At 72.5% G+C, this 25,824-nt stretch carries 26 protein-coding genes; 14 read left to right on the plus strand and 12 right to left on the minus strand.

Annotated features, from left to right (window positions below):
* Positions 1-95: 95 nt before the first annotated feature.
* Positions 96-1,616, minus strand: coding sequence for an FAD-dependent monooxygenase (locus AB0C38_RS34695; protein ID WP_360681689.1), 1,521 nt, complete (start codon positions 1,614-1,616; stop codon positions 96-98).
* A 92-nt stretch (positions 1,617-1,708) separates the two neighbouring features.
* Between AB0C38_RS34695 and AB0C38_RS34700 the strand changes: the two genes are divergently transcribed.
* Together AB0C38_RS34700 and AB0C38_RS34705 are read left to right on the plus strand one after the other, a co-directional pair.
* Complete coding sequence (locus AB0C38_RS34700; protein ID WP_360681691.1) at positions 1,709-2,407, plus strand: TetR/AcrR family transcriptional regulator; 699 nt, start codon at positions 1,709-1,711, stop codon at positions 2,405-2,407.
* Between the two features lie 339 nt (positions 2,408-2,746).
* Complete coding sequence (locus tag AB0C38_RS34705) at positions 2,747-4,339, plus strand: arabinofuranosyltransferase (protein ID WP_360681693.1); 1,593 nt, start codon at positions 2,747-2,749, stop codon at positions 4,337-4,339.
* A 30-nt stretch (positions 4,340-4,369) separates the two neighbouring features.
* Here AB0C38_RS34705 and AB0C38_RS34710 read toward each other — a convergent pair whose 3' ends face one another.
* Together AB0C38_RS34710 and AB0C38_RS34715 are read right to left on the minus strand one after the other, a co-directional pair.
* Complete coding sequence (locus AB0C38_RS34710; RefSeq protein ID WP_360681695.1) at positions 4,370-4,696, minus strand: VOC family protein; 327 nt, start codon at positions 4,694-4,696, stop codon at positions 4,370-4,372.
* Positions 4,693-4,848, minus strand: a complete 156-nt coding sequence (locus AB0C38_RS34715; protein ID WP_284741118.1) for a ribbon-helix-helix domain-containing protein — start codon at positions 4,846-4,848, stop codon at positions 4,693-4,695. Before AB0C38_RS34715 ends, AB0C38_RS34710 begins: the two co-directional genes overlap by 4 nt.
* A 101-nt stretch (positions 4,849-4,949) precedes the next feature.
* On the opposite strand from AB0C38_RS34715, the gene AB0C38_RS34720 reads away from it, so the two are divergent.
* The gene (locus AB0C38_RS34720; RefSeq protein ID WP_360681697.1) at positions 4,950-5,684 is read left to right on the plus strand and encodes a ferritin-like domain-containing protein; all 735 of its coding nucleotides are present in this window, start codon (positions 4,950-4,952) and stop codon (positions 5,682-5,684) included.
* Here the strand turns inward: AB0C38_RS34720 and AB0C38_RS34725 are convergent.
* Positions 5,681-6,220, minus strand: a complete 540-nt coding sequence (locus tag AB0C38_RS34725) for a helix-turn-helix domain-containing protein (RefSeq protein ID WP_360681699.1) — start codon at positions 6,218-6,220, stop codon at positions 5,681-5,683. The two genes, AB0C38_RS34720 and AB0C38_RS34725, sit on opposite strands and share 4 nt — an antisense overlap.
* 77 nt (positions 6,221-6,297) lie before the next feature.
* On the opposite strand from AB0C38_RS34725, the gene AB0C38_RS34730 reads away from it, so the two are divergent.
* Together AB0C38_RS34730 and AB0C38_RS34735 are read left to right on the plus strand one after the other, a co-directional pair.
* A complete protein-coding gene (locus AB0C38_RS34730; protein WP_360681700.1) occupies positions 6,298-6,909 on the plus strand; it encodes an NAD(P)H-dependent oxidoreductase in 612 nt (203 codons plus the stop codon).
* The gene (locus AB0C38_RS34735) at positions 6,909-7,223 is read left to right on the plus strand and encodes a multidrug efflux SMR transporter (protein ID WP_360681702.1); all 315 of its coding nucleotides are present in this window, start codon (positions 6,909-6,911) and stop codon (positions 7,221-7,223) included. Before AB0C38_RS34730 ends, AB0C38_RS34735 begins: the two co-directional genes overlap by 1 nt.
* On the opposite strand, the gene AB0C38_RS34740 is transcribed toward AB0C38_RS34735, so the two are convergent.
* Positions 7,213-9,225, minus strand: coding sequence for a prolyl oligopeptidase family serine peptidase (locus AB0C38_RS34740; protein ID WP_360681705.1), 2,013 nt, complete (start codon positions 9,223-9,225; stop codon positions 7,213-7,215). The genes AB0C38_RS34735 and AB0C38_RS34740 overlap by 11 nt on opposite strands.
* 172 nt (positions 9,226-9,397) lie before the next feature.
* Here AB0C38_RS34740 and AB0C38_RS34745 point away from each other — a divergent pair, with 172 nt between their 5' ends.
* Positions 9,398-10,345 (plus strand): neutral zinc metallopeptidase, encoded by a 948-nt coding sequence (locus AB0C38_RS34745; protein WP_360681830.1) that lies wholly within the window; start codon positions 9,398-9,400, stop codon positions 10,343-10,345.
* Here the strand turns inward: AB0C38_RS34745 and AB0C38_RS34750 are convergent.
* A complete protein-coding gene (locus AB0C38_RS34750; RefSeq protein WP_360681707.1) occupies positions 10,338-10,910 on the minus strand; it encodes a TIGR03086 family metal-binding protein in 573 nt (190 codons plus the stop codon). The genes AB0C38_RS34745 and AB0C38_RS34750 overlap by 8 nt on opposite strands.
* 77 nt (positions 10,911-10,987) lie before the next feature.
* Here AB0C38_RS34750 and AB0C38_RS34755 point away from each other — a divergent pair, with 77 nt between their 5' ends.
* The 3 genes from AB0C38_RS34755 to AB0C38_RS34765 all read left to right on the plus strand — a co-directional run bounded on the left by AB0C38_RS34755 (position 10,988) and on the right by AB0C38_RS34765 (position 13,377).
* Positions 10,988-12,400, plus strand: a complete 1,413-nt coding sequence (locus AB0C38_RS34755; RefSeq protein ID WP_360681708.1) for a PLP-dependent aminotransferase family protein — start codon at positions 10,988-10,990, stop codon at positions 12,398-12,400.
* The gene (locus AB0C38_RS34760) at positions 12,397-12,843 is read left to right on the plus strand and encodes a hypothetical protein (RefSeq protein WP_360681710.1); all 447 of its coding nucleotides are present in this window, start codon (positions 12,397-12,399) and stop codon (positions 12,841-12,843) included. Before AB0C38_RS34755 ends, AB0C38_RS34760 begins: the two co-directional genes overlap by 4 nt.
* Before the next feature lie 102 nt (positions 12,844-12,945).
* Positions 12,946-13,377, plus strand: a complete 432-nt coding sequence (locus tag AB0C38_RS34765; RefSeq protein ID WP_360681712.1) for a CBS domain-containing protein — start codon at positions 12,946-12,948, stop codon at positions 13,375-13,377.
* A 48-nt stretch (positions 13,378-13,425) separates the two neighbouring features.
* On the opposite strand, the gene AB0C38_RS34770 is transcribed toward AB0C38_RS34765, so the two are convergent.
* Positions 13,426-14,979: a DUF4139 domain-containing protein gene (locus AB0C38_RS34770; protein ID WP_360681714.1), complete on the minus strand. Its 1,554-nt coding sequence runs from the start codon at positions 14,977-14,979 to the stop codon at positions 13,426-13,428.
* A gap of 85 nt (positions 14,980-15,064) precedes the next feature.
* On the opposite strand from AB0C38_RS34770, the gene AB0C38_RS34775 reads away from it, so the two are divergent.
* Together AB0C38_RS34775 and AB0C38_RS34780 are read left to right on the plus strand one after the other, a co-directional pair.
* A complete protein-coding gene (locus AB0C38_RS34775; RefSeq protein ID WP_360681716.1) occupies positions 15,065-16,873 on the plus strand; it encodes a Xaa-Pro dipeptidyl-peptidase in 1,809 nt (602 codons plus the stop codon).
* The gene (locus tag AB0C38_RS34780; RefSeq protein WP_360681718.1) at positions 16,873-17,511 is read left to right on the plus strand and encodes a YdcF family protein; all 639 of its coding nucleotides are present in this window, start codon (positions 16,873-16,875) and stop codon (positions 17,509-17,511) included. The genes AB0C38_RS34775 and AB0C38_RS34780 overlap by 1 nt, the downstream gene beginning before the upstream one ends.
* A gap of 1 nt (position 17,512) precedes the next feature.
* Here the strand turns inward: AB0C38_RS34780 and AB0C38_RS34785 are convergent, their stop codons facing one another.
* On the minus strand, positions 17,513-18,154 hold the full coding sequence (locus AB0C38_RS34785) for a response regulator transcription factor (RefSeq protein WP_360681832.1): 642 nt from the start codon (positions 18,152-18,154) through the stop codon (positions 17,513-17,515).
* Positions 18,151-19,263, minus strand: coding sequence for a histidine kinase (locus AB0C38_RS34790; protein WP_360681720.1), 1,113 nt, complete (start codon positions 19,261-19,263; stop codon positions 18,151-18,153). Before AB0C38_RS34790 ends, AB0C38_RS34785 begins: the two co-directional genes overlap by 4 nt.
* A gap of 95 nt (positions 19,264-19,358) precedes the next feature.
* Here AB0C38_RS34790 and AB0C38_RS34795 point away from each other — a divergent pair, with 95 nt between their 5' ends.
* Both AB0C38_RS34795 and AB0C38_RS34800 read left to right on the plus strand, forming a co-directional pair.
* Positions 19,359-20,213, plus strand: a complete 855-nt coding sequence (locus AB0C38_RS34795; RefSeq protein ID WP_360681722.1) for a M23 family metallopeptidase — start codon at positions 19,359-19,361, stop codon at positions 20,211-20,213.
* A 158-nt stretch (positions 20,214-20,371) separates the two neighbouring features.
* Positions 20,372-21,493, plus strand: coding sequence for a DUF4192 domain-containing protein (locus AB0C38_RS34800; RefSeq protein ID WP_360681724.1), 1,122 nt, complete (start codon positions 20,372-20,374; stop codon positions 21,491-21,493).
* Between the two features lie 78 nt (positions 21,494-21,571).
* On the opposite strand, the gene galE is transcribed toward AB0C38_RS34800, so the two are convergent.
* The 3 genes from galE to AB0C38_RS34815 all read right to left on the minus strand — a co-directional run bounded on the left by galE (position 21,572) and on the right by AB0C38_RS34815 (position 24,552).
* Positions 21,572-22,552, minus strand: coding sequence for a UDP-glucose 4-epimerase GalE (galE, locus tag AB0C38_RS34805; RefSeq protein WP_360681726.1), 981 nt, complete (start codon positions 22,550-22,552; stop codon positions 21,572-21,574).
* 102 nt (positions 22,553-22,654) lie between these two features.
* Positions 22,655-23,839 carry a galactokinase gene (gene galK, locus AB0C38_RS34810; RefSeq protein ID WP_360681728.1) on the minus strand — a complete coding sequence of 395 codons (1,185 nt, stop codon included), beginning with the start codon at positions 23,837-23,839 and terminating at the stop codon, positions 22,655-22,657.
* Entirely contained in the window at positions 23,836-24,552 is a 717-nt protein-coding gene (locus tag AB0C38_RS34815; RefSeq protein ID WP_360681729.1) for a metal-dependent transcriptional regulator, read from the minus strand. Before AB0C38_RS34815 ends, galK begins: the two co-directional genes overlap by 4 nt.
* A gap of 214 nt (positions 24,553-24,766) precedes the next feature.
* Here AB0C38_RS34815 and AB0C38_RS34820 point away from each other — a divergent pair, with 214 nt between their 5' ends.
* Positions 24,767-25,612, plus strand: coding sequence for a sulfurtransferase (locus AB0C38_RS34820; protein ID WP_360681730.1), 846 nt, complete (start codon positions 24,767-24,769; stop codon positions 25,610-25,612).
* Positions 25,613-25,824 lie beyond the last annotated feature (212 nt).

Genomic DNA, 25,824 nt, shown 5'->3' on the forward strand with positions numbered 1-25,824 from the left:
CGCCTCGGCGATCTTCCGTACGTTGGCGAGGACCTCCGCCCGGGCCGCTCGTGCAGCGCCCGGAATTCGTCGCCGCGAAGGCCGGCGGACAACGGTCAGCGGGCCAACACCCGCGCCGCCGCCCCGGCCGCCTCGTCCGGGCGCCCTCGCCACGCGATGAAGTGGTCCGGGCGCACCAGTACCGCGCCGCCGTCCGCGATTCCCGTGTCGCGCAGCCATTCTTCGTCCTCGACGACGTGGATGTCGAAGTCACCGGCCGGTACTCCGCCACCACCGGGGCCGGTGAGCAGGGTCAGCCGGTCGCCGACGAGATCCAAAGTGGACAGATCGTCGGCGAGCCAGGCGTGGGGGAGCCGCGACCCGGGCGTCCCGTCGAGCACGACGTCCTCGGTGGACGGCAGCCCGGGCCGCGCGTCGAGCACCGCCGCCGAGTCGTAGCGGTAGCCGAGGTGGATGACCGGGGCGTTGACGACGCCGGCGGCCGCGCGGGCCGCCGCGGCGGCGGGGCCCTGCTCCCAGTGCAGCCGGGGATCCTCGAGCCGCCGCAACGCCTGGTCGAGCGCGAGCGCGGCCACCGGACGGCGTTCGGCTTCGTAGGTGTCCAGCAGCGCCGGACCCGCCGCGCCGCCGGGGACCGCGGCCAGCTTCCACGCCAGGTTGTGCGCGTCGGCCATGCCGGTGTTCGCGCCGAACGCCCCGAGCGGCGGCACCGTGTGCGCCGCGTCGCCGGCGAGGAACACCCGCCCGGCGCGGAACCGGTCGGCCAGCTGCCCGCGCACTCGCCACGGCAGCACGCTCAGCACCTCGACGGCCAGGTCCGGAACGCCGACCGCGGCCCGGATCAGCGCGGCACAGCGCGCCGGCGGGAAGGCGTCCACCGGCTCGTCGCCGAGCTCGGTGTGGAAGATCCAGTCCTTCTCGGCATCGACGGTCACCAGCATCCCGGGGGAGTCGGGGGTCGTGATCGTGCAGTTCGCGAAGTGGTGGCCCTTCGTGTACGGCGTCAGGTCGGCGCGGAACAGGATGTTGAGCAGGGGCTGCCCGAGCGCGCCCGGGCCTGTCGTGCCGATGCCGAGCGCGGCCCGCACCTCGCTGCGGCCGCCGTCGGCCGCGATCAGGTAGTCCGCGCGTTCGGTGCGCCGGCCGTCCGGGCCGTCGAGGACCGCGGTGACGCCGGTGGCGTCCTGCTCGAACGAGACGAGCGACGTCGAGTACGCGACGGTCGCGCCGCGTTCGCGGGCCGCGGTGAGGAGCACCGAGTCGAGCCGGTCCTGCGGGCAGGTGCCGCGCAGCACGCTCGGGCTGTGCCGGGACGCGGCGACGTTCGGGCTGTTCGGCACGGCGGGCGGCGTGTCCGGCACGTCCGCGGTGGCCAGGGTGGCGGCGTAGATCTTGCCGAGGGTGGCGGTGCGCCGGACGGCGACCGCCTCGACGGCGTCGGCGATCCCCGCCTGGCGGAAGAACTCCAGGGTGCGGAAGCTCAGGCCGGTGGCGCGCGGGTGCGCGGACGGGCTGTCGGCGCGTTCGGCGACGAGCGCGGGCACGCCGTGGTGGGCGAGGAAGAGGGCGGCGGACAGGCCGACGGTGCCGCCGCCGGCGATGAGCACGCGAGTCATGGTTCCCCCAGGTTATGGCTACAGTGTTCTCACTACGGATACACCGTAGCCACTCAGGTACGCTGTTCGCAACGAACCTCGGGAGGACGACGATGGCGGACGAGCCGACGCTGGTCTGGGCGAAGGAGCGGCGCAGTCCGCGGCGCCAGGCCCCGAGCGTCGAGCGGATCGTGCGGACGGCGATCACGATCGCCGACACCGAAGGCCTGCCCGCGCTCTCGATGCGCCGGGTCGCGGCCGAGCTCGGCTCGGGCACGGCGTCGCTCTACCGCTACGTCGCGAGCCGCGACGACCTGCTGGACCTGATGATCGACGAGGTCAAGGGCGCCGAGGACGCCGAGGTCACGGGTGACTGGCGCGCCGACCTGATGAGCGTCGCCCGCCAGGTCCGCACGACGCTGCTGCGGCACCCCTGGCTGAGCGGGGCGATCCCCGGCCGCCCGGCGCTGGGGGCGAACTCGCTGCGTCGCCACGAAGCCGCCCTCGCGGCGGCGGCGCCGCTGACCGGCGACATCACGTTCGTGGCGGGGGTGGTGGACGCGGTGCTGGCGTACGTCTTCGGGACGGTGACGCAGGAGCTGGCGGAGCTGCAGGCCCAGCGCCGGTCGGGGCTGACGAAGGAGCAGTGGCAGGCGAGCGTCGGCCCGTACATCCGCGAAGTCATCGAGAGCGGCGAGTACCCGCAGTTCTCGCGCCGGGTGATCGAGGGGGTGGACCGGAGCGCGGAGGAGGTCTTCGAGTTCGGCCTGGGCTGCGTGCTGGATGGCATCGCGGCCCGAGCGTCGCGCTGAGCGGAAAACACATTCCGCGCGGCCATCCCACACGTTTTCGGGTTTATTTTCGCTGATTTTTCGCGGATTGCGTCGCTCCTGCGAGTGGTCTGGACCCCCACCCGCCGGGAATTCACTCGTTCGAGTTAATCTTCCCGGCAGGGGGATCGAACGTCGGACCCCTTCGTGATGCACTTTTCGTGCGGAAACCGGGGAGGGAACCCGCCGATGGCCTCACTCGTCGTCGATCAGCCTGCGCAGAAAACCGACAGACCCTCGCGCGGTAAGGCATTTTCACACTGGTGGTCGATCGGGATTGTTCTCGCGATCTTCTCCTTCCTCGCCTGGCAACGCCGCTGGGTGTGCGACGACGGCCTGATCGTCCTGCGCACCGTGCAGAACCTGCTCGACGGGAACGGGCCGGTGTTCAACGCCGGCGAGCGGGTCGAAGCCAACACGAGCACGCTGTGGACCTACGTCTTGGCGCTCGGCGGGTTGCAGCCGTGGCTGCGGCTGGAGTGGGTGGCGGTCGTCCTCGGGCTGCTGTCCGCCCTCGGCGGCCTGTTCTTCGGGCTCGACGGCGCCCGGCGCCTGTTCCCGGACCGGCGGATCGTGCCGGCCGGCGCCCTCGTGGTGCTGGCGCTGCCGCCCTTCTGGGACTACGCGACGTCTGGGCTGGAGACGGGGCTCGTCACGCTGTGGCTGTCGCTCGTGTGGTGGCAGCTGGTCCGGCACGCGACCGGCGGCCCGGTCCGGATCTGGCCCACCCTGCTGCTGCTCGGCTGCGGCCCGCTGGTCCGCCCCGAGTTCGCGCTGGTCTCCGCGATCACGTTCGCCGCGCTGGTGCTCGTCGTCCGGCCGGGCTGGCGCCGGGTGCTCGGCTGGCTCGCGCTCACCGGCCTGATTCCGGTGGCGTACCAGGTGTTCCGGATGGGCTACTACGGGCTGATCACGCCCAACACCGCGCTGGCCAAGGAAGCCACGCAGGCCCGCTGGGACCGTGGGTGGCTCTACCTCGTCGAGCTGTTCGCCGCCTACTGGCTGCTGGTCCCGGTCGCGCTGCTGCTCGTCGTCGCCGTGCTCGTCCTGCGCGACCGTGACCGGACGAGGCTCGTGGTCGTGCTGACCCCGGTGGTCGCCGGAATCGTGCTCGGGCTGTACGTCACCCGGGTCGGCGGCGACTACATGCACGCCCGGATGCTCCTGCCCGTGCTCACCTGCCTGCTCCTGCCGGTCATGGTCGCCCCGCTGACCCGGTGGACCACGCCGCTCGTGCTGGCCGTCGTGGCCTGGACCGTCACCAGCGCCGTCGGCCTGCGGCCGGTCTCCGCCGAGCAGCACAAGATCGGCGCGTACGGCATCAGCGACGCGCGCGTGTTCTGGGTGGACTCGACCGGCAAGGAACACCCGGTCACCGCGGACGACGCCGCGCTCATCCCCGGCTACCTGCCCGAGCTCGCGGCGGCGCGGGCGCGGGTGCCCGGGCCGGTCGTCGTGGTGTCCCTGTTCGGGACGTGGGTGGTGTACCCGGCGACGCGCACGGTGATCTCCAGCCCCGGCGCGCTCGGGTTCCCGGGACTTCTCCTGCCCCGGACCGAAACCGTGGTCGACGACCTGGGGCTCGCCAGCCCGCTCGCCGCGCACAGCCTCCCGATCGCCAGCCGGCCGGCGGGGCACCAGAAGGAGCTCTCGGTGGCGTGGATGATCGCGGACGCCGGGGCCGGTTCGCCCGAGGAGCTCGCGGCCGCGGGGAGCGCGGGGAACGGCGTCGTCTCCGCGGAGGCGATCGGGGCGGCGAGGAAGTCCCTTGCCCGGCCGGAGATCCGCGAGATGCTCGACTCGGTGCGGGCGCCGCTGACGTTCGGGCGGTTCTGGGACAACCTCGTCCACTCCTTCGGCCGCAGCCGGCTCCGCTTCGCCCCCAACCCGATCGACGCGCAGTCCGGACGCTGAGGCGTCAGCCGACGGCGAGCGGACTGCGCGTCAGCTCCCGGCCTGGAGGATCCACTCCCGTCCGTCGGGATCGCGGACGGTCATCTCGCGGGTCCCGAAGTGGGTGTCCTCGAAGGGGGAGACGACCTCGACGTCGGGCGTCGCGTCGCTCGGGGTCTTCAGGACGAGCTTCATCCCGGTCGGCTGGCTCTCGGGTACTTCGGCGATGAACAGGTACGGCCCGTCGCCGTTGCGCAGCAGCCCCGAGTTGTGGTCGGTCGTGAAGTCGATTTCGTAGCCGAGGGTCTGGAAGAACTTGGCGGCCTTCCCCCAGTTGTGCGTCTCGAGGTACACGGCGTCGATCCCGGTGGTGGTCATCCCTGGTCTCCTTCGGTGGCGAGGTACTGGCGAAGCGCCTCGGTGACGAGCGCCGACAGTGACTGTCCGGTGTCGACGGCGTGGTGCTTGACCTCCCGGATCAGGTCCACGGGGAGGTACACGTTGAACTGCTTGACGTCCTTGTCCGCCATGACAGAATGCTAGCATTCTAACTTGGTAGCCCGTCAAGCTTCACTGGATCTCCACCGGAGCCGCTCACGAAATCCACGGCCGCGCGGCATCATCGGGCTCGATGAACTGGTTGCGGGAATTCGAAGCGGAAGCCGAACGCCGTCGCGGCCGGGAGGACCCGCCCTGGGAGCGCGGGGCCCGGTTGCACCCCGATGTGGCCAAGAGCGTGCAGCGGTTCCAGGTCGGCGAAGCCGGGGACGGCGCCAACCTCATCGCGAAGGCCGGCGGCGGTGAGTACCTCGCCGCCGTCAAGCTCTTCGTCGCCGAGGAACAGAACCACGCGCGGATGCTCGCCGAGCTCCTCGGGGCGGCCAGGGTGCCCACCATCGCGACGCACTGGTCCGACACCGTGTTCGTCCGGCTGCGGCGAGCCCTCGGGCTGCGGCTGGAGCTGATGGTGCTGCTCATCGCCGAGGTCGTCGCGCTGCGGTACTACCGCGCCCTGCGCGACGGCGCCGGCGACCCGCTCGTCACGCAGGTCGCCGCCCGGATCCTCGCCGACGAGGAGCGGCACGTGCCCTTCCACTGCCACCGGCTGCGGACCGGGTTCGCCGGCTTGGCCAAACCGGCGCGCGCGGCGGTGTTCGGCGCCTGGCGGGTGCTGCTGCTCGGCGTCGCGGTCACCGTGGCCGCCGATCACGGCCCGGCGCTGCACCGGCTCGGCGTCGGACGGCTCGTCTTCGTCGTCGACGTGCTCACGGCCTTCGAAGACGCCCTCGCGCGGATCCGCGGCGAGGAACCGAAACCGAAGCCGCGGTACGTCCCGAAGCGGGCCCGGCCGCGGGGGCTCGACTAGAGGAGACCGGCCAGCTCCCGCAGCGACGCCGTGATCCGCTCCGGCGACACGCCCCGCGCCCGCTGGTGCAGGTACAGCTCCGGCGCGAGCGGCGCCAGCAGGATGTCGGCCAGGACGTCGGGATCCGGCCCGCCCGCCGCCAGCACCCGGACGTGCGTGCGCCAGAAGCCGTACGCGCCCGTCGTGAAGCGGGAATGGCCGACCTCCGTGCCCAGCACCAGGTGCGCGTGCCGCTCCAGCAGGTCCACCATCGCCGCGTAGAACGCCGCCATTCGCTCGGCCGGCGGCGCGCCCGGGCCCAGTGGCGGGTCGCCGCGCAGCAGCGACTCCTGTAGTTGGCGTTCGTGCTCGTCCAGCAGGGCGACGGCGATCGACGCGCGGTCGGGGTAGCGGCGGTAGAGCGTGCCGCGGCCGACGCCGGCCGTGCGCGCGATGTCCTCCATCGTCACGTCGGCCGCGCCGTGGGCGGTGAACAGCTCGTCGGCCGCCGCGAGGATCTTCGCGCGGTTGCGGGCCGCGTCGGCGCGTTCGGGCATGTCGGGAGCCTAGGGAATAAGCGGACGCGGCGTCCAGTTGACTCAACCGGACGCCGTGTCCACTTGAGGAGGAAACCGTGAGCCACCTGCTGCACCTCGACTCCAGCGCCCGCCGCACGTCGTTCTCGCGCGAGCTGTCCGCGCGCTACGCCTCGATGTGGGAGGGCACCCGCACCTACCGCGACCTCGCCGCCGATCCGGTCCCGGTGATCGGGGAGGCGTGGACCGAGATCTGCGACGCGCTCCTGACCGCCGGCATCACCGATCCCGCGCACTACGCCGGCGTCGTCGAGACGCCGGAGCAGCGGAAAGCCTGGGCGATCGTCGAACCGCTGCTGGCCGAGCTGCTCGAGGCGGACGTCGTCCTGATCGGCGCGCCGATGTACAACTTCTCGATCCCGGCCGCGCTCAAGACGTGGATCGACCAGGTGACGTTCCCGCGGATGTCCTTGCAGGGCAAGGCGTTCGTCATCGCCGGCGCCCGCGGCGGGACGTACGCGCCGGGGACGCCGCGAGCGCCGTTCGACCACCACGAGCGCTACCTGCGGGACTTCATCGCCGGGCACTACGACGTCGACGACGTCCGGTTCGTGCACGCCGAGCTGACCAACGCCCTGGTCGACCCGCACCTCGCCGCGCGAGAAGCCGACCGCGCGGCTTCTCGTCGTCAGGCCCTCGAGAGCATCTGATGGGGTGGGTGACACTGGTCTGCGCCGGGCTCGTCGAAATAGCCTGGTCGCAGAGCATCAAGCCGACGGAGAGCTTCACGCGGCCGTGGCCGACGCTCCTGTGCTTCGTGCTCGGCGCCGCCGCTGTCTACCTGCTCTCGCGCGCGATGGACACCGTCCCGGTGGGCACCGCCTACGCGGTGTTCACCGGGATCGGCGCCGTCGGCGCGATCGTGCTCGGCGTCGTCGTGGCCAAGGACCCGCTGAGCCTCGGCCGGGTGGCCGCGCTCGCCCTGATCGTCGGCGGCGTCGTGCTCGCGCGCGTCACTTCGTGAGCTGCTCCCACAGGAACTCGAACACCAGCGCCCACTTGAACGCCAGCTGCTCGTTGTCGGCCGCGGCGCCGTGGCCGCCTTCGATGTTCTCGTGGTAGCGGACGTCGTGCCCCTGCTCACGCATGCGCGCCACCATCTTGCGGGCGTGGGCGGGGTGCACGCGGTCGTCGCGCGTGGACGTCACGAACAGCGACGGCGGGTACGCGCGTCCACTGTGGACGTTCTGGTACGGCGAGTACTTCGAGATGTAGTCCCATTCCGCGGTCTCGTCGGGGTCGCCGTACTCGGCCATCCACGACGCGCCGGCCAGCAGCAGGTGGTAGCGGCGCATGTCCAGCAGCGGCACCTGGCTGACGATCGCGCCGAACCGGTCCGGGTAGCGCGTCAGCATGACGCCCATCAGCAGGCCGCCGTTGCTGCCGCCCTGGATGCCGAGCCGCGCCGGCGTCGTGATGCCGCGTTCCACCAGATCCGCGGCCACCGCGGCGAAGTCCTCGTAGACGCGGTGGCGCCGCGCCTTGATCGCCTGCGTGTGCCAGCTCGGCCCGTACTCGCCGCCGCCGCGGATGTTCGCGACGACGTACGTGCCGCCGCGCGCGAGCCAGCCGCGGCCGATCATCCCGCTGTAGGACGGCGTCAGCGAGACCTCGAAGCCGCCGTAGCCGGTCAGCAGCGTCGGCCCGCCTTCGGCGCCGGCGGGCCGGACGACGAAGTACGGGATCTTCGTGCCGTCCTCCGACGTCGCGAAGTACTGCGCGACGTCCATTCCTGAAGCGTCGAAGAACGCCGGAGCCTGCTTCAGCACTTCGACCTCTTCGCCGACGTGGCCGTAGCTCAGCGTCGACGGCTGGAGGAAGCCGCTGGAGTTCAGCAGGTACTCGTCGCTGACGTCGGGATCGGTGTCGAAGATGTCCGCGCTGCCGAACTCCGGCCCGCCGGACAGCGGCTCCTCCCGCCAGCCGTCCGGTCCCGGCGTCAGGGTCCGCAGCTCGGTGCGGACGTCGCGCAGCGTGCCGAGCAGCAGGTGGGTGCGCGTCCAGGCCCAATAGTCGAGCGATGTGTGCTCGTCGGGCGTGAAGAGCGTGGTGAACGCCCGGTCGCCGGCCATGAAGTCGTCGAACGGGATCGCGACCAGCGATCCGGCCGGGTGCTCGGTGCCGCCGACGGTCCACGCCGTCCGCGGCCGCACCAGCAGCCACTCGCGGTGGACGGACGCGCTCGCGTCGTCCGGGACGTCGATCTTGACCAGCCCGGCGGGCGTCCGCAGGTACAGCTCGGAGCGGTAGAAGTCGACGGCGCGGCTGACGTAGTCACGTTCGAAGCCTTCGGTCGGGTCGTGGGACGCGCCGATCGAGACGTCGTCGGGCTTGCCCTCGTAGACCACGGTCGCGGCCTCGATCGGGGTGCCGCGGCGCCACTCCTTCGCCAGCCGCGGGTAGCCCGAGCTGGTCAGCGTGCCTTCGCCGAAGTCGGTGCCGAGGTAGACGCGGTCTTCGTCGATCCAGCCGATCCGCGTCTTCGCCTCCGGCACGGTGAAACCGCCCTCGACGAACTCGTGCGCGTCGAGGTCGAACTCGCGCACGACCGTGGCGTCCGCGCCCCCGCGGGAAAGCTCGACCAGGCCGAGGCGGTAGTCCGGCCGCAGCACGGTCGCGCCCTGCCAGACCCAGTTCTCGCCCTCGGCCTCGGCCAGCGCGTCGACGTCGAGCAGGAGTTCCCACTCGGGCTCGGCCTGCCGGTAGGACTCCAGCGTCGTCCGCCGCCACAGGCCGCGGGGGTGGGTCGCGTCCTGCCAGAAGTTGTAGAGGAGCTCGCCGCGGCGGCGCACGTACGGGATCCGGTCGTCGGCGTCGAGCACCTCGCGCAGCTCGTCACGCAGCTCGGCGAACCGCGCGCCGGCGGTCAGCTCGGCCAGCGTCTCGTCGTTGCGGGCGCGCACCCAGCCGAGCGCGTCATCGCCGGTCACGTCTTCCAGCCACAGGTACGGGTCCTCGACACTCATGACCACAGTTTCGCCTGCTCCAGGTCCCGCTGGCCACCGGGCGGCGTTTTCGTTTCGTGATCCTTCCCTCTGCGGGGGTCCGTATGCTGGTCGCATTGAGCAGGGGGAGAACGTGACCGACACCGACGGACCGGCTCCGCCGGGGCGCTCCGGGCCGCCACCACCGCCGCCGATGGTGGCCCGGTCCCCGGAACCCGCGTGGGTACCCGAGCCGAACCCGTGGGCGCCGAACTGGGCCGCCGCGCCGCCCGTCCCGATCGCCCCGCCGCGCAGCCGGCTCTGGGGCGCCGTCGCCGGGGTCATGATCGTCGTGCTGGCGATCTCGCTGATCGCGGCCACCATCCCGCACCGGGTCGACGGCCACGCGGTCGTGGCGCAGGGCGTCGACACCGGCCGCGCGTTCAGCGGCGGCTCGGACGCGAAACCCGTGCCGGAGTTGGCCCGCAACCCGCTGCTCGGCGACGGCATCACGCCCGGGCCGGCGACCTGCTCACTGCCCGACCTGGGCCGGGCCGCCGCGCAGCTGAAGGCCTATTACGGGGCGCTCGTCGAGTGCCTGGAGCAGTCCTGGCGCCCGGCGCTGGAGAAGGCGAAAGAGCCGACGCTGACCGCGACCGTTTCGGTGACCCTGCCCGAGCACAGCGCGTGCGGCGAAGCGCCGACGGAGAACGAAGCCGTCGCCTACTACTGCGGCGGCGACACCACGATCTACGCCCCGACCGACTGGATGCTGTCGGACGCCGGGCTCAACAAGGCCCGGCACGTCGCGACGCTCGCCCACGAATACGGCCACCACGTGCAGCGCGAGAGCGGCATCCTGTCCGCGGCGGCGGACAACATGACCTCGCCGGACGAGGACAGCGCGGCCGACAAGGAGGTCGTCCGCCGGATCGAGCTGCAGGCGAACTGCTTCGGCGCGCTGTTCCTGGCGGCGGTCGCCGGCTCGGGTTCGGTCAGCCGGTCGCTGGCGAACGCCGCCGTCGCCGACTACGGCCGCGCCAACGACAGCGACACCCACGGCTCGCGCGAGCACCAGCTGTCCTGGGCGAAGGCCGGCTACGACGCCAAGACCACGAAGGCGTGCAACACGTGGAGCGCGCCGGTCGCCGAGGTCAGCTGACGGTCCAGGCCGGGTCGCGGCCGAGGATGGCGAGGAACCGGTCGAGCTCGCTCGCGTCCGCCGGGACGTCGACGCTGTGGGCGAACGAGCCGTTCTTCTCGCGGCCTTCGTCCGGGATGTGCCCGGCCAGCTGCAGGGCGGCGTGCACGGATTCGGCGTCCGGCTCGTAGGGCAGGCCGAGCGTGCGGGCCAGGTCCCAGCCGTGCGCGACGGTGTCGACGAGGTGCATGTGCGCGGCGATCGTGCCGGGGAACGTGCCGAAGTGGTTGATCGTGAGCTGCCGGTCCAGCACGGCGTCGTCGGCCATGGCGGCCAGGAAGTCGTCGACGGAAGCCTTATACGCGGCGTAGGCGTCGTCACCGAGATCGCCGGCTTCCCAGTCCGGGGCCGAGCCTTCGCGGGCCGCGGTGGCGAAGGCGTGGTTCTCGCTGACCTGGTGGCGGAGCAGGTCGGCCAGGGTCCAGCCGGCGCACGGCGTGGGGCGCGCGAGGTCGGCGGGCGTGGCGGCGGCGACGATCTTGTCGAGCACGAGCAGGCTGCGGCGGTCGAGTTCGCGGAGATCCATGCTTCGCACGCTAGGCGGGGGAGCGGACCACGAACAGTGCCAACTCCACGCCACTTCAGGTGTGCCAATCTGGAGTCGTGGACGTTCACATCGACCTGACCGGGACGCGCGGGCACCGCGACGCGATTTACCGGCAGCTGCGCGCGGCGATCCTGGACGGCCGGATCCGCTCCGGGGAGGCGCTGCCGCCCACGCGTGAGCTGGCCCAGCGGCTGTCGGTCTCCCGGACGACGGTCAGCGCGGCCTACGACCGGCTCACCGCCGAGGGGTTCCTCGCCGGACGCGTCGGCGCGGGCACGTTCGTCACGGCTTCTTCCCTGACCCGGCCCGCGCCGTCCTTGGTTTCGGGTGTCCGCCCGCTGCCGGAGTGGGACGCGATGCCGTCGCCGCCCGCGCCGTTCGCCCCGGCGCCGGAGTTCGACTTCCGGCCGGGCGTCCCGGACCTCACCCGGTTCCCGTTCGACACCTGGCGCCGGCTCGTCACGCAGCGGCTGCGCGCCGGCCAGGCCGACCTGATGACCTACGGCGACCCACAGGGCCTCGCTGAGTTGCGTGACGAGATCGCGCGGCACGTCGGTGTCTCGCGGGACGTGCGGGCGAGCGCGGCCCAGGTCGTCGTCACCGCGGGGGCCCAGCAGACGACGGACCTGGTCGGGCGGGTGCTGCTCCGGCCGGGTGACGTGGCCGCGGTCGAGGACCCCGGCTACCCGCCGCCGCGGCTGGTGCTGGCCGCCCGCGGCGTGCGGGTCGCGCCGGTGCCGGTGGACGCTTCCGGGATCGTCGTCAGCGCCATCCCGGCGGCGACGCGGCTGGTGTACGTGACGCCGTCGCACCAGTACCCGCTGGGGCTGTCGATGTCGCTGGAGCGGCGGCTCGAACTGCTGGACTGGGCCGAGCGGAACGACGCCGTGGTCGTCGAGGACGACTACGACACCGAGTTCCGCTACACCGGACGACCCCTGGAACCGTTGCACAGCTTGGATTCGCGCGGCCGGGTCGTGTACGTCGGCTCGTTCTCGAAGGTGCTTTCGCCCGCGCTGCGGCTGGGGTTCCTCGTCGCGCCGCCGTCGCTGGTGCCGTCGCTGGTGAAGGCCCGGTACCTGACCGACTGGCACGCGCCGAACGTCGAGCAGGCGGCGCTGGCGGCGTTCATGGCCGAGGGCGGCTTCGCGCGGCACATCCGGCGGATGCGGAAGGTCTACCGCGCGCGGCACGAGCTGCTGTCGGGGTTGCTCGCCGATCTGTTCGCGGATTTCTTGACGCCGTTGCCGTCTTCCGCGGGTCTGCACCTGAGCGCCGCTTCTTCGGCGGATCTTTCGTCCCTGGTTCGCCGCGCCCGGCACGACGGCGTCCGGCTGTATTCACTGGGAGACTTCGCCATGGGGGAGCGGCGGCACGGGCTCGTGTTCGGTTACGGTGCGGTCGCGACCGAGCGGATCGGGCCGGGGCTGGCCCGGCTGCGGGCACTGGCGGACGAAGGAGCGGCATGACCGACGACGTGATGGTGGCGATCGACGCCGGTCTGCGGCAGCACATCGGCGGCGACCGCGCGGGCGCGCACGCGACCTTCACGCAGTTGTGGGCGTCGATCGGACCGGACGGCGACCCGCTGCACCGCGTCGCGCTGGCGCACCACCTGGCCGACGTCTGCGACGACCCGGCCGAGGAGCTCGAGTGGGACCTGCGAGCCCTGGCGGCGGCGGATTCCCTGACCGACTCGCGGGCGCAGGAGTACCACTCGTCGCTGGCCGTGCGCGGGTTCTACCCGTCACTGCACCTCAACCTGGGTGAGGACTACCGCAAACTGGGTGACATCCCGGCGGCCCGCGAGCAGCTGGCGCTGGCCCGCACCCGCCTCGACGCCCTGGGCGACGACGACTACGCGGCCGGAATCCGCCTCGCGCTGGACGGGCTGGCCGAACGTCTCGGCTGAATCGGTTTGAATACCACGAACAAGCCCCGTTTGCCGGACTTTCGCGCACGTCCCGCCGCCCTTACCCTGTGGTGATCCAGCTCACCGACGGGAAGGATCGCCATGCGGATTGCGGATCTGCTGCGCAAGAAGGGGTCGGCAGTCGCGACGGTCACCCCGGAGACCACGGTGACAGCGCTGCTGGCCGGCTTGGCCGAGAACAACGTGGGCGCGATGGTGGTGGTGTCCCCGGAGGGCTCGATAGCGGGCATCGTCTCGGAGCGCGACGTGGTACGCCGGTTGAACGAGCACGGCCCCGGCCTGTTGGACGGGCCGGTGTCGGAGATCATGACGAAGCTGGTGGCGAGCTGTTCACCGGAGGACTCGGTGGACCAGCTGTCGATCCTGATGACCGAGCGCCGCATCCGGCACGTCCCGGTCCTGGCTGATGGCCGTCTCGCAGGGATCATCTCCATCGGTGACGTGGTGAAGAACCGGATGGAGGAGCTGGAGAAGAGCCAGGAACAACTGGAGGCGTACATCTCCCAGGGCTGACGAAAGGGTGGCGGCCGGACCGGGCCGCCACCCTTTTCAGTGGGGCGTTTACTCCCGCCAGCCGGAGAGTTCCACGCCCTTCGCCACATCGACCCGGTAAGACAACGTCACCGTCTTGGTCTCACCCGCAGCCAAAGTCAGCTTCCACGTGAACTCGCCCAGCGCCGACGTCTCCACCGGCTCCGGCGACGTCTTCACGTCCTTCACCGTGACCGTGTCGTCCCGCGAAACCGGCGCCTGATCCAGCACCGTGACCACCGCCTCCCGAGGCCCATGGTTCCCCACCGAAATCCGATACTCGGCCTCACGCCGCTTCTGCCCCGACAAAGTCGCCTTCGAAGCGGTCCGCCGGACCAGCTCCCGCTCGACCCGGATCCGGTCGTCGACCCCCAGTGCCAACTCGAGCTCCTCACCCGGGGCCCAAGGCTCCAACCGAGTCGTCCCTACGAACTCCGCGTCGTGGAACACGGAAGCCCGCCCCGGCCGCAAAGCGGAGGAAGACGTGTTCACGACTGTGGCCCGCAAGTAAGCCTCTTCCGCCAAAACCGGCGCGGTCACGTAACCCAACACAGCCGCAAGCGAAAGCTGCGCCAACGTCGTCCGGTGCCCCTGGGCCCCCGACGGCACCGCCACCGGACGTGACGGCCGGTACGTCACCGCCGTCGTCCCCTGCTCGACCGCGGCGAACTTCGGCGCCATCGCGGGAGCCGCCGCCGCGAACCGCATCCGCGAGACTTCCGGAACGCCACCACCGGACCCACCGTAAGCCGCCGCGGGGGTCGGCGGGGCCGGGTGGACGCGGTCCAGGTACCACGGCGAAAGCTCCGGCACCACCACCGAGACCGCCGGCCGGGCCGTCGACAGCGCCAGCTCGCACTCCGGCCAGTCCTCGCCCGTGTGCTGGCTGACCAGGCCGTACGACATCACCGTCACGTCCGTGCCGCGGACCCGGATGTCGTAGCCCGGCTCCCAGCTCGCGCCGGGGACCACATAGGACAGTTCCAGCTCCGCCGATCCCGACGGATCGGAGATCTCCAGTTCCACCACCACCGACGTACTGTCCTCTTCGGACCGTGCGCTGTGCGACTCGATCCGGCGGTCGAGCGCCGCGAGGTCCTCGCGCAGCCGGGCGATCCGGTCGGAGAGAACCCGCCGGGACTTCAACGCCGCGGCCAGCCGCGAGCTCAGCGCGTCCGTCACCTCGGCGACGCGCGACGGCTCGGCGGTCCCGGCCGCCAGCGCCTTCGCGAAGCTGCCGCCGCTGCGCTTCGCGAGCGAAGTCAGCAGATCCACCTTCATCGCTTCGGCCGCTTCGTCGTCCACGACGCCGTCGAGCGTGGCCTGGTCGGCACGGCGTTGCTCGACGAGCGCCCGCAACGCCGCATCGGCCGGCGCCGCGTGCCGCTCGGTGCGCACGTCGACGCCCGTGATCAGCGCGGGACCGGTCCCGGTGACGCGCACCGAGGCCGGGTCGAGGGACAGGGGGAGCCCGGCGATGGTCAGGCGCGGCCCGCCGTCGAGCGGTGCCTTGCCCCGGCGGGTGATCCGGGCCTGCTGCGGGTAGACGGTCACGGCGTCGATCGGCGCTTCCACGGTCGGCATGCCCCCGACGTTAGTCTCTTGACACTCCCGCGGCCGGAGCGGAAGTCTCGACAGTCGTCCGCTTCGCCCGGCTTTGGGGGTTTGAGTGAAAGCCGCACGAACCGCAGTCCTGCTCCTCGCACTGGCGACCCTGCCGCTCACGGCGGTCACCGCCGAAGCCGCCGGCCCGCCCGGCCCGGTCTTCACCGGCGGCCAGGCGCAGCCGGTGTTCGACCCGGCCGACGTCGTCCGCGAGGACGTCTGGGTCACCGCGCCCGTCGACAGCGACCACGACGGCCAGGACGACCTCGTGCACGCCCAGGTCGTGCGCCCGCGCGCGACGCAGCAGGGCCTCAAGGTCCCCGTCGTCTACCAGGCCAGCCCGTACTACGCCGGCGGCAACGACGTCGCGAACCACGACGTCGACGTCGAGCTGTACGCGCCCGGTCACGCCCGCGCCCCGGAGGGCCCGCGCGTCGCCGCGCACGGCGTCGGCCCGGCCACCCCGATCACCTGGCGCTACCAGGACTACTTCACCGCGCGCGGGTTCGCCGTCGTGTACGGCGAGTCGCTCGGCAGCGGGCTTTCCACCGGCTGCCCGACCACGGGTGACGTCAACGAGACGATCGGCGCGCGTTCGGTCGTCGACTGGCTCAACGGCCGGACGCCCGCCCGTGACGCCGCCGGCGCCGCGGCGAAGGCGGACTGGAGCACCGGCAAGACCGGCATGATGGGCGTGTCCTACAACGGGACGCTGCCCAACGCCGTCGCGAGCACCGGCGTCGAAGGCCTCGAGACGATCGTGCCGATCGCCGCCATCTCCAGCTGGTACCAGTACTACCGCAACGACGGCGCCGTCGTCGCGGCCGGCGGGTTCCAGGGCGAGGACGCCGACGTGCTCGCCGAGTACGTCTACACCCGCGAAGACCGGCAGGTCTGCCGTTCGGTGATCGACGGGCTGGCCCGCGACCAGGACCGCGTCACCGGCGACTACACGCCGTTCTGGGACGTCCGCAACTACCGCAACGACGTCGCGAAGGTGCACGCGTCGGTGCTCGCGGTGCACGGCCTCAACGACTGGAACGTCAAGACCGACCAGGTCGGCGAGTGGTACGAGGCGCTGAAGGCCCACGGCGTCGAGCACAAGATCTGGCTGCACCAGTCCGGGCACGCGGACCCGTACTCGCTGCGGCGCGACGTCTGGCTCGCGACGCTGAACAAGTGGATGTCGCACTACCTCTACGGCGTCGACAACGGCATCCAGAACGAGCCGAAGGCGACGATCCAGCGCGAAGACCTCTCGTGGGTCGACGAAGCCGACTGGCCGGCGCCCACGACGGCCGACGTGCGCGTGTACCCGTGGCCCGGCGGCAAGGCGAAGGGCACCATCGACACCCGCAACCCGGTGCCGGGCAGGGCGGCCGTCGAAACCCTCGCCGACGACTCGTCGAAGACGATCGAGCAGCTCGCCGGCCTGGCATCGTCGGGCAACCGGCTGCTGTACGCGACTTCGGCGGCGAAGCAGTCCGTCCGGCTCTCGGGCACCGCGCGGGCCGACCTGGCGCTGGCGTTCGACCGGCCCGCGGCGAACGTCTCCGCGATCCTGCTCGACCGCGCCCCCGACGGCACGTCCCACGTGATCAGCCGCGGCTGGACCGACCCGCAGAACCGCACGTCACCCGCCCGGACCGAGCCGATCACGCCCGGTCAGACCTACCGGATCGGCGTCGAGCTGATGCCGAAGGACTACGTCCTCGCGGCGGGCCACCGGCTGGAGTTCCTGCTGGCCTCCAGCGACCACGACTACACGCTGCGGCCGAAGCCGGGCGCGGGGCTGGCGCTCGACCTGACCAAGACGTCGGTGACGCTCCCGGTCACGGGCGGCAAGCCGGCCCTGCGAGCCGCGTTCGGCTGATGCTGCCGGCGCACCTGGACGACGTCCGCACGTTGTGGGACTACCACGACCTGCGGCACGAGCCACGGCGCTGCGACGTCGGGATCGGGCTGGGCAGCCGCGATCCCGGCGTCGCCGTCCACACGGCCGAGCTGTTCCACGCCGGGTGGTTCCCGCTCGTGGTGTTCACCGGGGCCAACGCACCGACGACGGTGGAGCGCTTTCCGCGTGGCGAAGCGGTCCACTACCGCGAGATCGCGCTGGAGCTCGGCGTGCCCGGCGACGTGATCCTGGTCGAGCCCGCGGCACGCAACACGGGGGAGAACGTCGAGTTCACCCGCCGGCTGCTCGCCGAGCGGGAGATCCGGTCCGTGACGCTGGTGGCGCGGCCCTACCAGCAGCGACGGGCCTACGCGACGGCGAAGCGGCTCTGGCCCGGCGTCGACATCGTGTGCGCGTCGAAAGCGGTGTCGTTCGAGGACCACCTCACCGGCGAAGAGGACGCGGACCGGGTGATCAGCATGCTGGTCGGCGAGACGCAGCGGATCACCGCGTACGCCGCGCGCGGCTTCGTGATCCCGCAGGACGTCCCGGCCGGGGTGGCGCGGGCGTCCGGCCGGCTGGCCGCGGCGGGCTTCACCCAGCGAATGCTGCCGTGAGTCAGTCCGCGATGCCCGCCCGGTAGGCGAAGGCGACCGCCTGTGCGCGGTCCCGCAGCCCGGCCTTGGTGAACAGGTGGTTCACGTGGGTCTTCACGGTCGCTTCGCTCACCACCAGCGTGCGCGCGATCTCCGTGTTCGACAGGCCCGCCGCGATCAGCCGCAGCACCTCGATCTCGCGGGCGGTCAGGCCTTCGATCTCCTTGACCCGCTTGGGTGTGCTGCGGGTGGCGGCCTCGACGAGCCGCCGCTGCAGCTCGCCGTCCACTGTGGACTGCCCGGCGGCCGCCGAGCGCAGCGCCCGGGCGATCGCCTCGGCGTCGGCGTCCTTCGTGAGGAACCCGCGGGCGCCGGCGCGCAACGCGGCCAGCAGCGACTCGTCGTCGGCGTACGTGGTCAGCACGACGACCTCGGTGCCCGGGTGCTCGGCGCGGATCCGCTCGGTGGTCTCCACGCCGTCGCAGCGCGGCATCCGCAGGTCCACGAGCACGACGTCGGGATGGTGCTCGGCGACGAGGTCGAGGGCGGCCAGGCCGTCGGCGGCGGCGCCGACCACCTCGACGCCCGGGAGCAGCCCGAGCAGCGTGACCAGGCCTTCCCGGACCACCGCCTGGTCGTCGGCCAGCACGACGCGCAGGCTCACGCCGGCACCGTCAGGTGAATCCGCCATCCGTCCTCCCCCGGCCCGCTCTCGAACCGCCCGTCGAGCAGCGCGACCCGTTCGCTCATCCCGCGCAAACCGTAGCCTGCCGCCGGCGCGTCCGGCGGCCGCCTGCCCTGCCGGTCGGCGACGGTCAGCGCGACGCTCCCGCCCCCGTAGTCCAGGGTGACGTCGACCTCGGCCTGCGCCGCGTGCTTGCGCGTGTTGGCCAGCGCCTCCTGCACCGCGCGGACCAGCGCGGTGCCGACCGCCGGGTCGAGCTCGCGCGGCTCGCCCTCGATCGTCAGGTCCGCTCGGGCTCCGCTGTCGAGCCGGTAGGCGGTCAGGAGGTCCGCGATCGTCCGTTCGACCGGGACGGCGTCTTCCCGCAGCGCGGCGACGGCCTTGCGAGCTTCGGCGAGGCCTTCCGACGCCAGCTTCTGCGCCCGTTCGATCTGCGTGACGGCGTCCGGGCTCGCCCCGTCACGCACCAGCATGAGCCGCGCGCCCTGCAGGTTCAGCGACAGCCCGGCCAGCGAGTGCGCCAGGACGTCGTGCAGCTCACGGGCGATGCGGGCGCGTTCGGCGAGGGCGGCCGCGCGCGCGTGCTCCTCGGTCGCCGTCTGCGCGCGGGCCAGGGCCAGCTCGGTCTGCTCGATCCGGGCCAGCCGGGTCCGCCGGTTCAGCCCGAGCAGCACGATCACGGCGACGATCGCGTACGTCGGCAGCGCGCCTTCCCAGGCGTGGTGGTAGCCCGCCCAGAACGAGATCGCGGCCAGGTCGATGCCGACCGCGAGGATGATCGGCAGCTTCGAGAGCCAGAGCACGACGAAGAACGTGGTGCTGAACATCGTCACCGACGCCCAGCTGTTCGGCACGATCGCCCACAGGGTGCCCGCGGCCGCGATCACGGTGACCGTCACGACCGGCAGCCAGCGGCGGCCGCCGGTGCCGAAGATCCACAGCAGCGGGAGCGACAGGGCCAGGGTGATCCCGATCAGGATCCACGAGAGCGTGTTCGCCCGGGGCATCGCGGCGAACATCGGCACGGCGACGAACCCCCAGCGCACCCAGTCCTGGGCCTGGGGGCGCCCGAGCCGTCTGGTGATCATCTTCGCGTCCTCCGCTGGGTGCTTGTACGGAAAATGTACCGACGAGGGCTTCGCTGTGCGGTGTCGAGATGTCCCCTTCGTCAGGAGGTTTCCCCATGTCCAGGTTGCGACGGCTCGCCGTGTTCGCCGCCGCCGCGGCGCTGCCCGCGCTCGGCCTCACCCTCGCCGGGTCGGCGACCGCGTCGGCCGCGCCCAACTTCCAGGTGCCGTTCAAGTGCGGGGTCACCGTGACCGCGGCGACGTTCAGCGGCCACAGCCCGGAGTACTCGGTCGACTTCCAGAAGTCGGGCATCACGGGCATGCCGGTGCTGGCCGCGGCGTCCGGCACGGTGACGCGGGTCGCCGACGAGGGCAACACGAGCTACGGCAAGTGGATCGAGGTGGACCACGGCAGCGGCTGGCGCACCCGGTACGCGCACCTGTCGGCCCAGGAGGTCTCGGTCGGGCAGTCGGTCGCCGGCGGCAAGGAAATCGGCAAGGCGGGCGCGACCGGCGGGGTCACCGGCCCGCACCTGCACTTCGAAGAGCGGCTGAACAGCGTGGTGCAAAAGGCGAAGCTGAACGGCGTCGCCGTGCCGTACTACGGGCACACGAACTTCACGAGCAAGAACAACTGCGGCGGCAACCCGTACTCCGCCGAAGAGGTCTGCGGCTCGGGCTTCTCCGTCGTCGACCAGCAGGCGCTGGCCGCGTCGTCCGGCACGACGTACCTGCTGTACAACGCCTCGACCAAGGCGAACTGCGTGACGACGCTGAAGGCGACGTCGCTCGGCACGGCGAGCCCGGTCTCGGCGTTCCTCGAGGTCCAGGGCTCGGCGCGGGTGACCGACTCCGGCAGCTTCACCTACTACGCCGGGCCGGTGAAGAAGGCCGCCGGCGCGACCTGCGTGAAGTGGGGCGGCTCGGTCGGCAGCAACACCTACACGAGCGGTTTCGAGCACTGCGGCTGAGCCGGGCCGGTCGGTGGGGCCGGGCAGCCTAGCCCGCCCCACCGACAGGAAACCGCCGTCCGGCCGCCCGCCGGCCGGTTTCGTCCACATCGGCCCCGCCGATCCACAGATTTGCCGCCACCGCCCCATCGGGCCCCGTCTTGCCCCACGGTGGAGGCATGACCACTTCCACCCCGACCGGCCGGCCGGTCGACCTCCGAAGCCCCGCGCAGCTGCTGGCCGCGCTCCCTTACCTGATCGGGTTCCGGCCCGCGAACTCCGTCGTCCTGCTCGGGCACCGGGCACCCGCGGGCAACCGGCTGGGCCTGGTGCTGCGTGGTGACCTCCCGCCTCGGGCGGACCGGGCCCACCAGGCCCGGGCGCTAGCCCCGCGCTTCGCGCTGGCCCCGCACACGGGCGTGACGCTGGTGGTGGTCGGCGGCCGGCGAAGACCCGGCAGCCCGCCGCCGCACGCGGGCTTCGTCGAGCTGCTGGCGGACGCCCTGGGCGAGTTCGGCCTCCCGGTGCTGCACGCGATGTGGGCGGCGGACATCAGCGAAGGCGCACCGTGGGGTTGTTACGCGGACCCGGACTGCGGCGGCGAGCTGCCGGACCCCCGCGCGACCGTGGCGGCGGCGGTCGCGACGGGCGGCGGCTCGGTGGCGTTCGACAGCCGCGACGAGCTGGCGGCGCTGCTCGCCCCGCGATCCCCGGAAGCACTCGCCCGCCGGGCCGAATCGCTGGCCCGGCTGCCGACTTTGCCTTGGCCGGACGCGAGGTGCGTCTCCGAGGCGGCATCGGCGATCCGGGCGGCGTTCGAGCGTCAGCTGCGCGGCGCGGGACCGCCGACGGACGAGGAAGCGGTCGCCCTCGCGAGGGCCCTGACGCTCCCGGAGATCCGGGACGTGTGCCTGGGGATGGCGGTCCCACCCCACACCCCGGCCGCGCGCGAGGCGGAGCGCTTGTGGCTGACGCTGGTCCAGGAGCTGCCGGCCCCGGAACGCGCGGAGGCGGCGACCTTGCTGGGCTACACGGCGTTCATGCGCGGCGACGGCACGTTCGCGGGCATGGCACTGGAGAACGCGCTGGCGGCCAAGCCGGACCACGTGCTGGCCGGGCTGCTGAAGACGGTGCTGAACCAGGGCCTGCCCCCGGACCAGCTGCTGGGCCTGGCGCTGACCGCGGACCCGACGGGTTTGTCCGGCTTCGGCCTGGAGCCGGCGGATCTCGAGGAGCCCGACGCATGGCTGCCGGCGGGTGTCGCGTGTGGACGCTCGGAGTTCGCCGCAAAGCCGGGGTGACCGGGCGCGTGCATCCGACCGGCTTCGCCCTTCCCGCGCCAGGTGGCGGACTGCCGCTGCCTGGCGCGGCCGGCGGCCTCAGCCCTGACGGGCCCGGGTGAACTCCCAGGCGTCCCGCACGATCCCGGTCAGCTCGGTCCGCTCCGGCTTCCAGCCCAGCTCTTCCCGAGCCCGGTCACTGGCCGCCACGAGCACCGACGGGTCGCCCGCCCGCCGCGGCGCCACCTCGGCCGGGATCGGGTGGCCGGTGACCTCGCGGCACGCCTCGATCACCTCGAGCACGGAGAACCCCGTGCCACTGCCCAGGTTGTAGATGCGGTGCTCGCCCGCCGTGGCGTGCTTCAGCGCCAGCAGGTGCGCATCCGCGAGGTCCACGACGTGGATGTAGTCGCGGATCGCCGTGTGGTCCGGCGTCGGGTAGTCGTCGCCGAAGATCTTGATCTGTTCGCGGTCGCCCGTGGCGACCTGGAGGACGAGGGGAATCAGATGGGTTTCCGTGGTGTGGCGCTCCCCGAACGCGCCGTACGCACCCGCGACGTTGAAGTACCGCAGGCTCACCGCCGCCAGCCCGTGCGCCACGGCGAAGCTGGTGATCGCGTGGTCGATGGCGAGCTTCGTCGCGCCGTAGGTGTTGGTCGGCCGGGCCGGCGCGGACTCCGGGATCGGCGACTGGTCCGGCTCGCCGTAGGTCGCCGCCGTCGAGGAGAACACCAGGCGCGGCGTGCCGTGCTCGCGCATGGCCTCGAGCAGCCGCAGCGACGTGACGACGTTGCCTTCCCAGTACTTCGCCGGCTCCAGCATCGACTCGCCGACCAGCGACTTGGCCGCGAAGTGCAGCACGCCGTCGAAGCCCTCGCGCAGCAGGCTGCCCGCCACCTCGGCGGCGTCACCCTCGATGAACCGCGCGTCCGGGTGGACGGCGTCGGCGTGGCCGGTGGACAGGTCGTCGACGACGGTGACCTGGTGCCCGGCCTCGATCAGCCGGGCGGCGCAGACACTGCCGACGTACCCGGCTCCGCCCGTCACGACCAGTTTCAGGGCGTTGCTCTGCTCCGACACGTCCAGGCCTTCCTGTCGAGGGTGGTGACTGTGCGCCACAGTCTTCCCTCCAGGCGACGCGCGGGTCCGCGCGGGGGTTGCCCCGAGCGGACCCGCGCGGCCTCAGAGCTCGTCGCGCCCGGCGCCGCGGGAGGGCACCGCGGTGAACATCCGCGGCCGCCGGTAGCCGGCCTTTTCGTACGCCGCTTCGACGGCTGCCTTGACCCCGTCCAGGTCGGCGTCGCGGACCAGCGCGATCGCCGAGCCGCCGAAACCGCCGCCGGTCATCCGGGAGCCGAGGGCGCCGGCCTGCCCCGCCGAGTCGACCGCGAGGTCCAGCTCGGCCGTGGAGATCCGGTAGTCGTCGCGCATGCTGACGTGCGAGGCGTCCAGGTACGGGCCGATGTCGGCCAAGCGGCCCGCACGCAGCAGTTCGACCACTTCGAGGACCCGCTGGTTCTCGGTGACGACGTGCCGCACGAGCGGCACCAGGTCGTCGGGCAGCCGGTCGAGGGCCGCCGACAGCCCGTCGACGGTGATGTCGCGCAGGGCCTTGACGCCGAGCAGCTCGGCGGCCCATTCGGTGCCGCGGCGACGCTCGCCGTACCCGCCCTCGGCGTGCGAGTGCTTCGTGCGGGTGTCCATGATCAGCACCTGCAGCCCGGCGTCGGCCAGGCCGAACGGCACCTGCTCCTGCTCGCCCGACCGGACGTCGAGGAACAGGACGTGGGACTCGGCGCAGCAGAGGGACGCCGTCTGGTCGAGCAGGCCGGTGGGCGCGCCGACGAAGTCGTTTTCCGAGCGCTGGACCCACCGCGCGACCTCGGGCCGGGTCGGGACGCGGTCGCCGGGCGTGTCCAGCTCCAGCCCGGCCAGGCCCAGCAGCGCCAGCGACACCGCGCACTCGAGCGCGTGGGAGGAGGAGAGTCCCGCCCCCGACGGCACGTCCCCGGCGATCACGAGGTCGGCACCGGCCGTGAAGCCCTGGTCGCGCAACACCCACGCGACCCCCGCCGGGTACGCGGCCCACCCGTCGACCGTGCCCGGCGCCAGGTCGGCGATCTTGAGCTCGCCGGAGCGCTGGAGCTGGCCGTCGTCGCCCAGGGTGGCCACCGACAGGACACCGTCGTCGCGGGGTGACGCCGCCGCGGCCAGGCGGTGCGGCAGCGCGAACGGCAGCACGAAGCCGTCGTTGTAGTCGGTGTGCTCGCCGATCAGGTTGACCCGCCCCGGGGCGGACCAGACACCGGCCGGCTCGACGCCGTGCACCGTGCGGAACGCCGCCTTGGCCTCCGAGGCCGGGCTCACCTGGCCTGCGCCAGGACGGCGTGCAGCGCGGAGCTGGCGACCTGGGCGGTGGTGTCCCCGCCGGTGACCTCGATGGTGCTGCCGTTGGCCCGGCCGATGGTGACCGTGCCGCCCGGCACGATGCCGACGGACTTGAGCTCGGTCATCAGCGACTCGTCCAGCTGGACGTGCTCGGCGATGCGCCGGATCTCGACGCGGCCGCCGCCGGTGCGGGCGAACTCGTCGAGCCGGACGAGGTCGGCCTCCGCGGGCGGGGCCGGGTCGCCGTCGCCCAGCTTGTCCAGGCCGGGGATCGGGTTGCCGTAGGGCGAGGTGGTCGGGTGGTCGAGCAGCTTGACCAGCTTGCGCTCGACGGCCTCGCTCATCACGTGCTCCCAGCGGCACGCCTCGTTGTGGACGTGTTCCCACTCGAGGCCGATGACGTCGACGAGGAGGCGCTCGGCCAGGCGGTGCTTGCGCATGACGGCGATGGCCAGTTCGCGGCCGTGGTCGGTCAGCTGGAGGTGCCGGTCGTCGGCGACCACGACCAGCCCGTCGCGCTCCATGCGGGCGACGGTCTGGCTGACGGTCGGGCCGCTCTGCTGCAGTCGCTCGGCGATGCGGGCGCGCAGCGGGACGACGCCTTCTTCTTCAAGCTCGTAGATCGTACGCAAGTACATCTCGGTGGTGTCGATGAGATCGTTCACGCTGTCCCCTTCGTCCGCGTTGCTCATCGTAGTCGTTGACCCCGACAGCGGCGGCGGCCCTTGGGGATACCGCGCCGATGGTTACCGATCAGACCGGCAGCCACGGCGGAACCCGGCACCACGGGCGGGTCCGCTGCGGTCCGTCTCCGCCTGCTTTCGGCCGGATCGGTAAAACTCGCCGGTGACGGATATGTCCGCACCCCGCCGCGGCCGGGCGGGCGGCCGCTGGAAGATGGGAGGCATGCGTCCGCTGATCAGCACCACCGACCTCGCCGCCGCGCTCGGCGGCCCGGCGGGGGACCGGCCCGCCGTCCTCGACGTCCGCTGGCGGCTCGCCGGCCCGCCCGGCGCCGAGTCCTACCAGGAGGGCCACGTGCCCGGCGCGGTGTTCGTCGACCTCGACCGCGCGCTCGCGGGCGAGCCGGGCGAAGGCGGCCGGCACCCGCTGCCCGACCCCGCCGACCTGCAGCGCGACCTGCGCGCGGCCGGCGTGCGGGCGGGCGCGCCGGTGGTGGTCTACGACGACGCCGACGGTTCGGTGGCCGCGCGGGCGTGGTGGCTGCTGCGCTGGGCCGGCCACGACGAGGTGGCCGTGCTCGACGGTGGTTACGCTGCGTGGACCGCCGGCGGCCACCCGGTGAGCACGGAAGCGGCGCGGCCGGAGCCGGGCGACCTCACGGTCCGCCCGGGCGGCATGCCGGTGCTCGACGCGGACGAGGCGGCGGCGCTGGCCCGCGACGGCCTGCTGCTCGACGCCCGCGCCACGCCGCGCTACGCGGGCGAGACCGAGCCGGTCGACCCGCGGGCCGGGCACATCCCGGGCGCGGTGAACGCGCCGTTCGCGGGCCACACGGCCGACGACGGCCGCTGGCACGCGCCCGACGAGCTGGCTGCCCGGTTCGCGGACCTGGGCCTGCGCCCGGGCGAGCCGGTCGGCGCGTACTGCGGCTCGGGGGTCACGGCGAGCTCGGTGGTGCTGGCGCTGGAGCTGGCAGGCCACCCGGGCGCGGGGCTGTACGCGGGCTCGTGGTCCCACTGGTCCCGAGACCCACACCGCCCGGCGGCGACGGGCACCCTCCCCGGCTGAGCCGACGGAGCCGCCGAGGGCTGGGGTCTGGTCCGGCTTCGGAACCCGGGTTGTCTCGGGTGAGTAGCAGCCTTTCGGCTGAGCCGGGGAGTCGCTGGGGGCTGGTGGGTCTGGCCCGGCTTCGCAACCCGGGTTGTCTAGGGGTGAGCAGCGCCCTCCCCGGCTGAGTCGAGGGAGCCAAGCCGGGCCCTGGTGATCTGGCCCGGCTTCGC

It is taken from the genome of Amycolatopsis sp. NPDC048633 (assembly GCF_040650695.1).
Lineage (GTDB): Bacteria > Actinomycetota > Actinomycetes > Mycobacteriales > Pseudonocardiaceae > Amycolatopsis.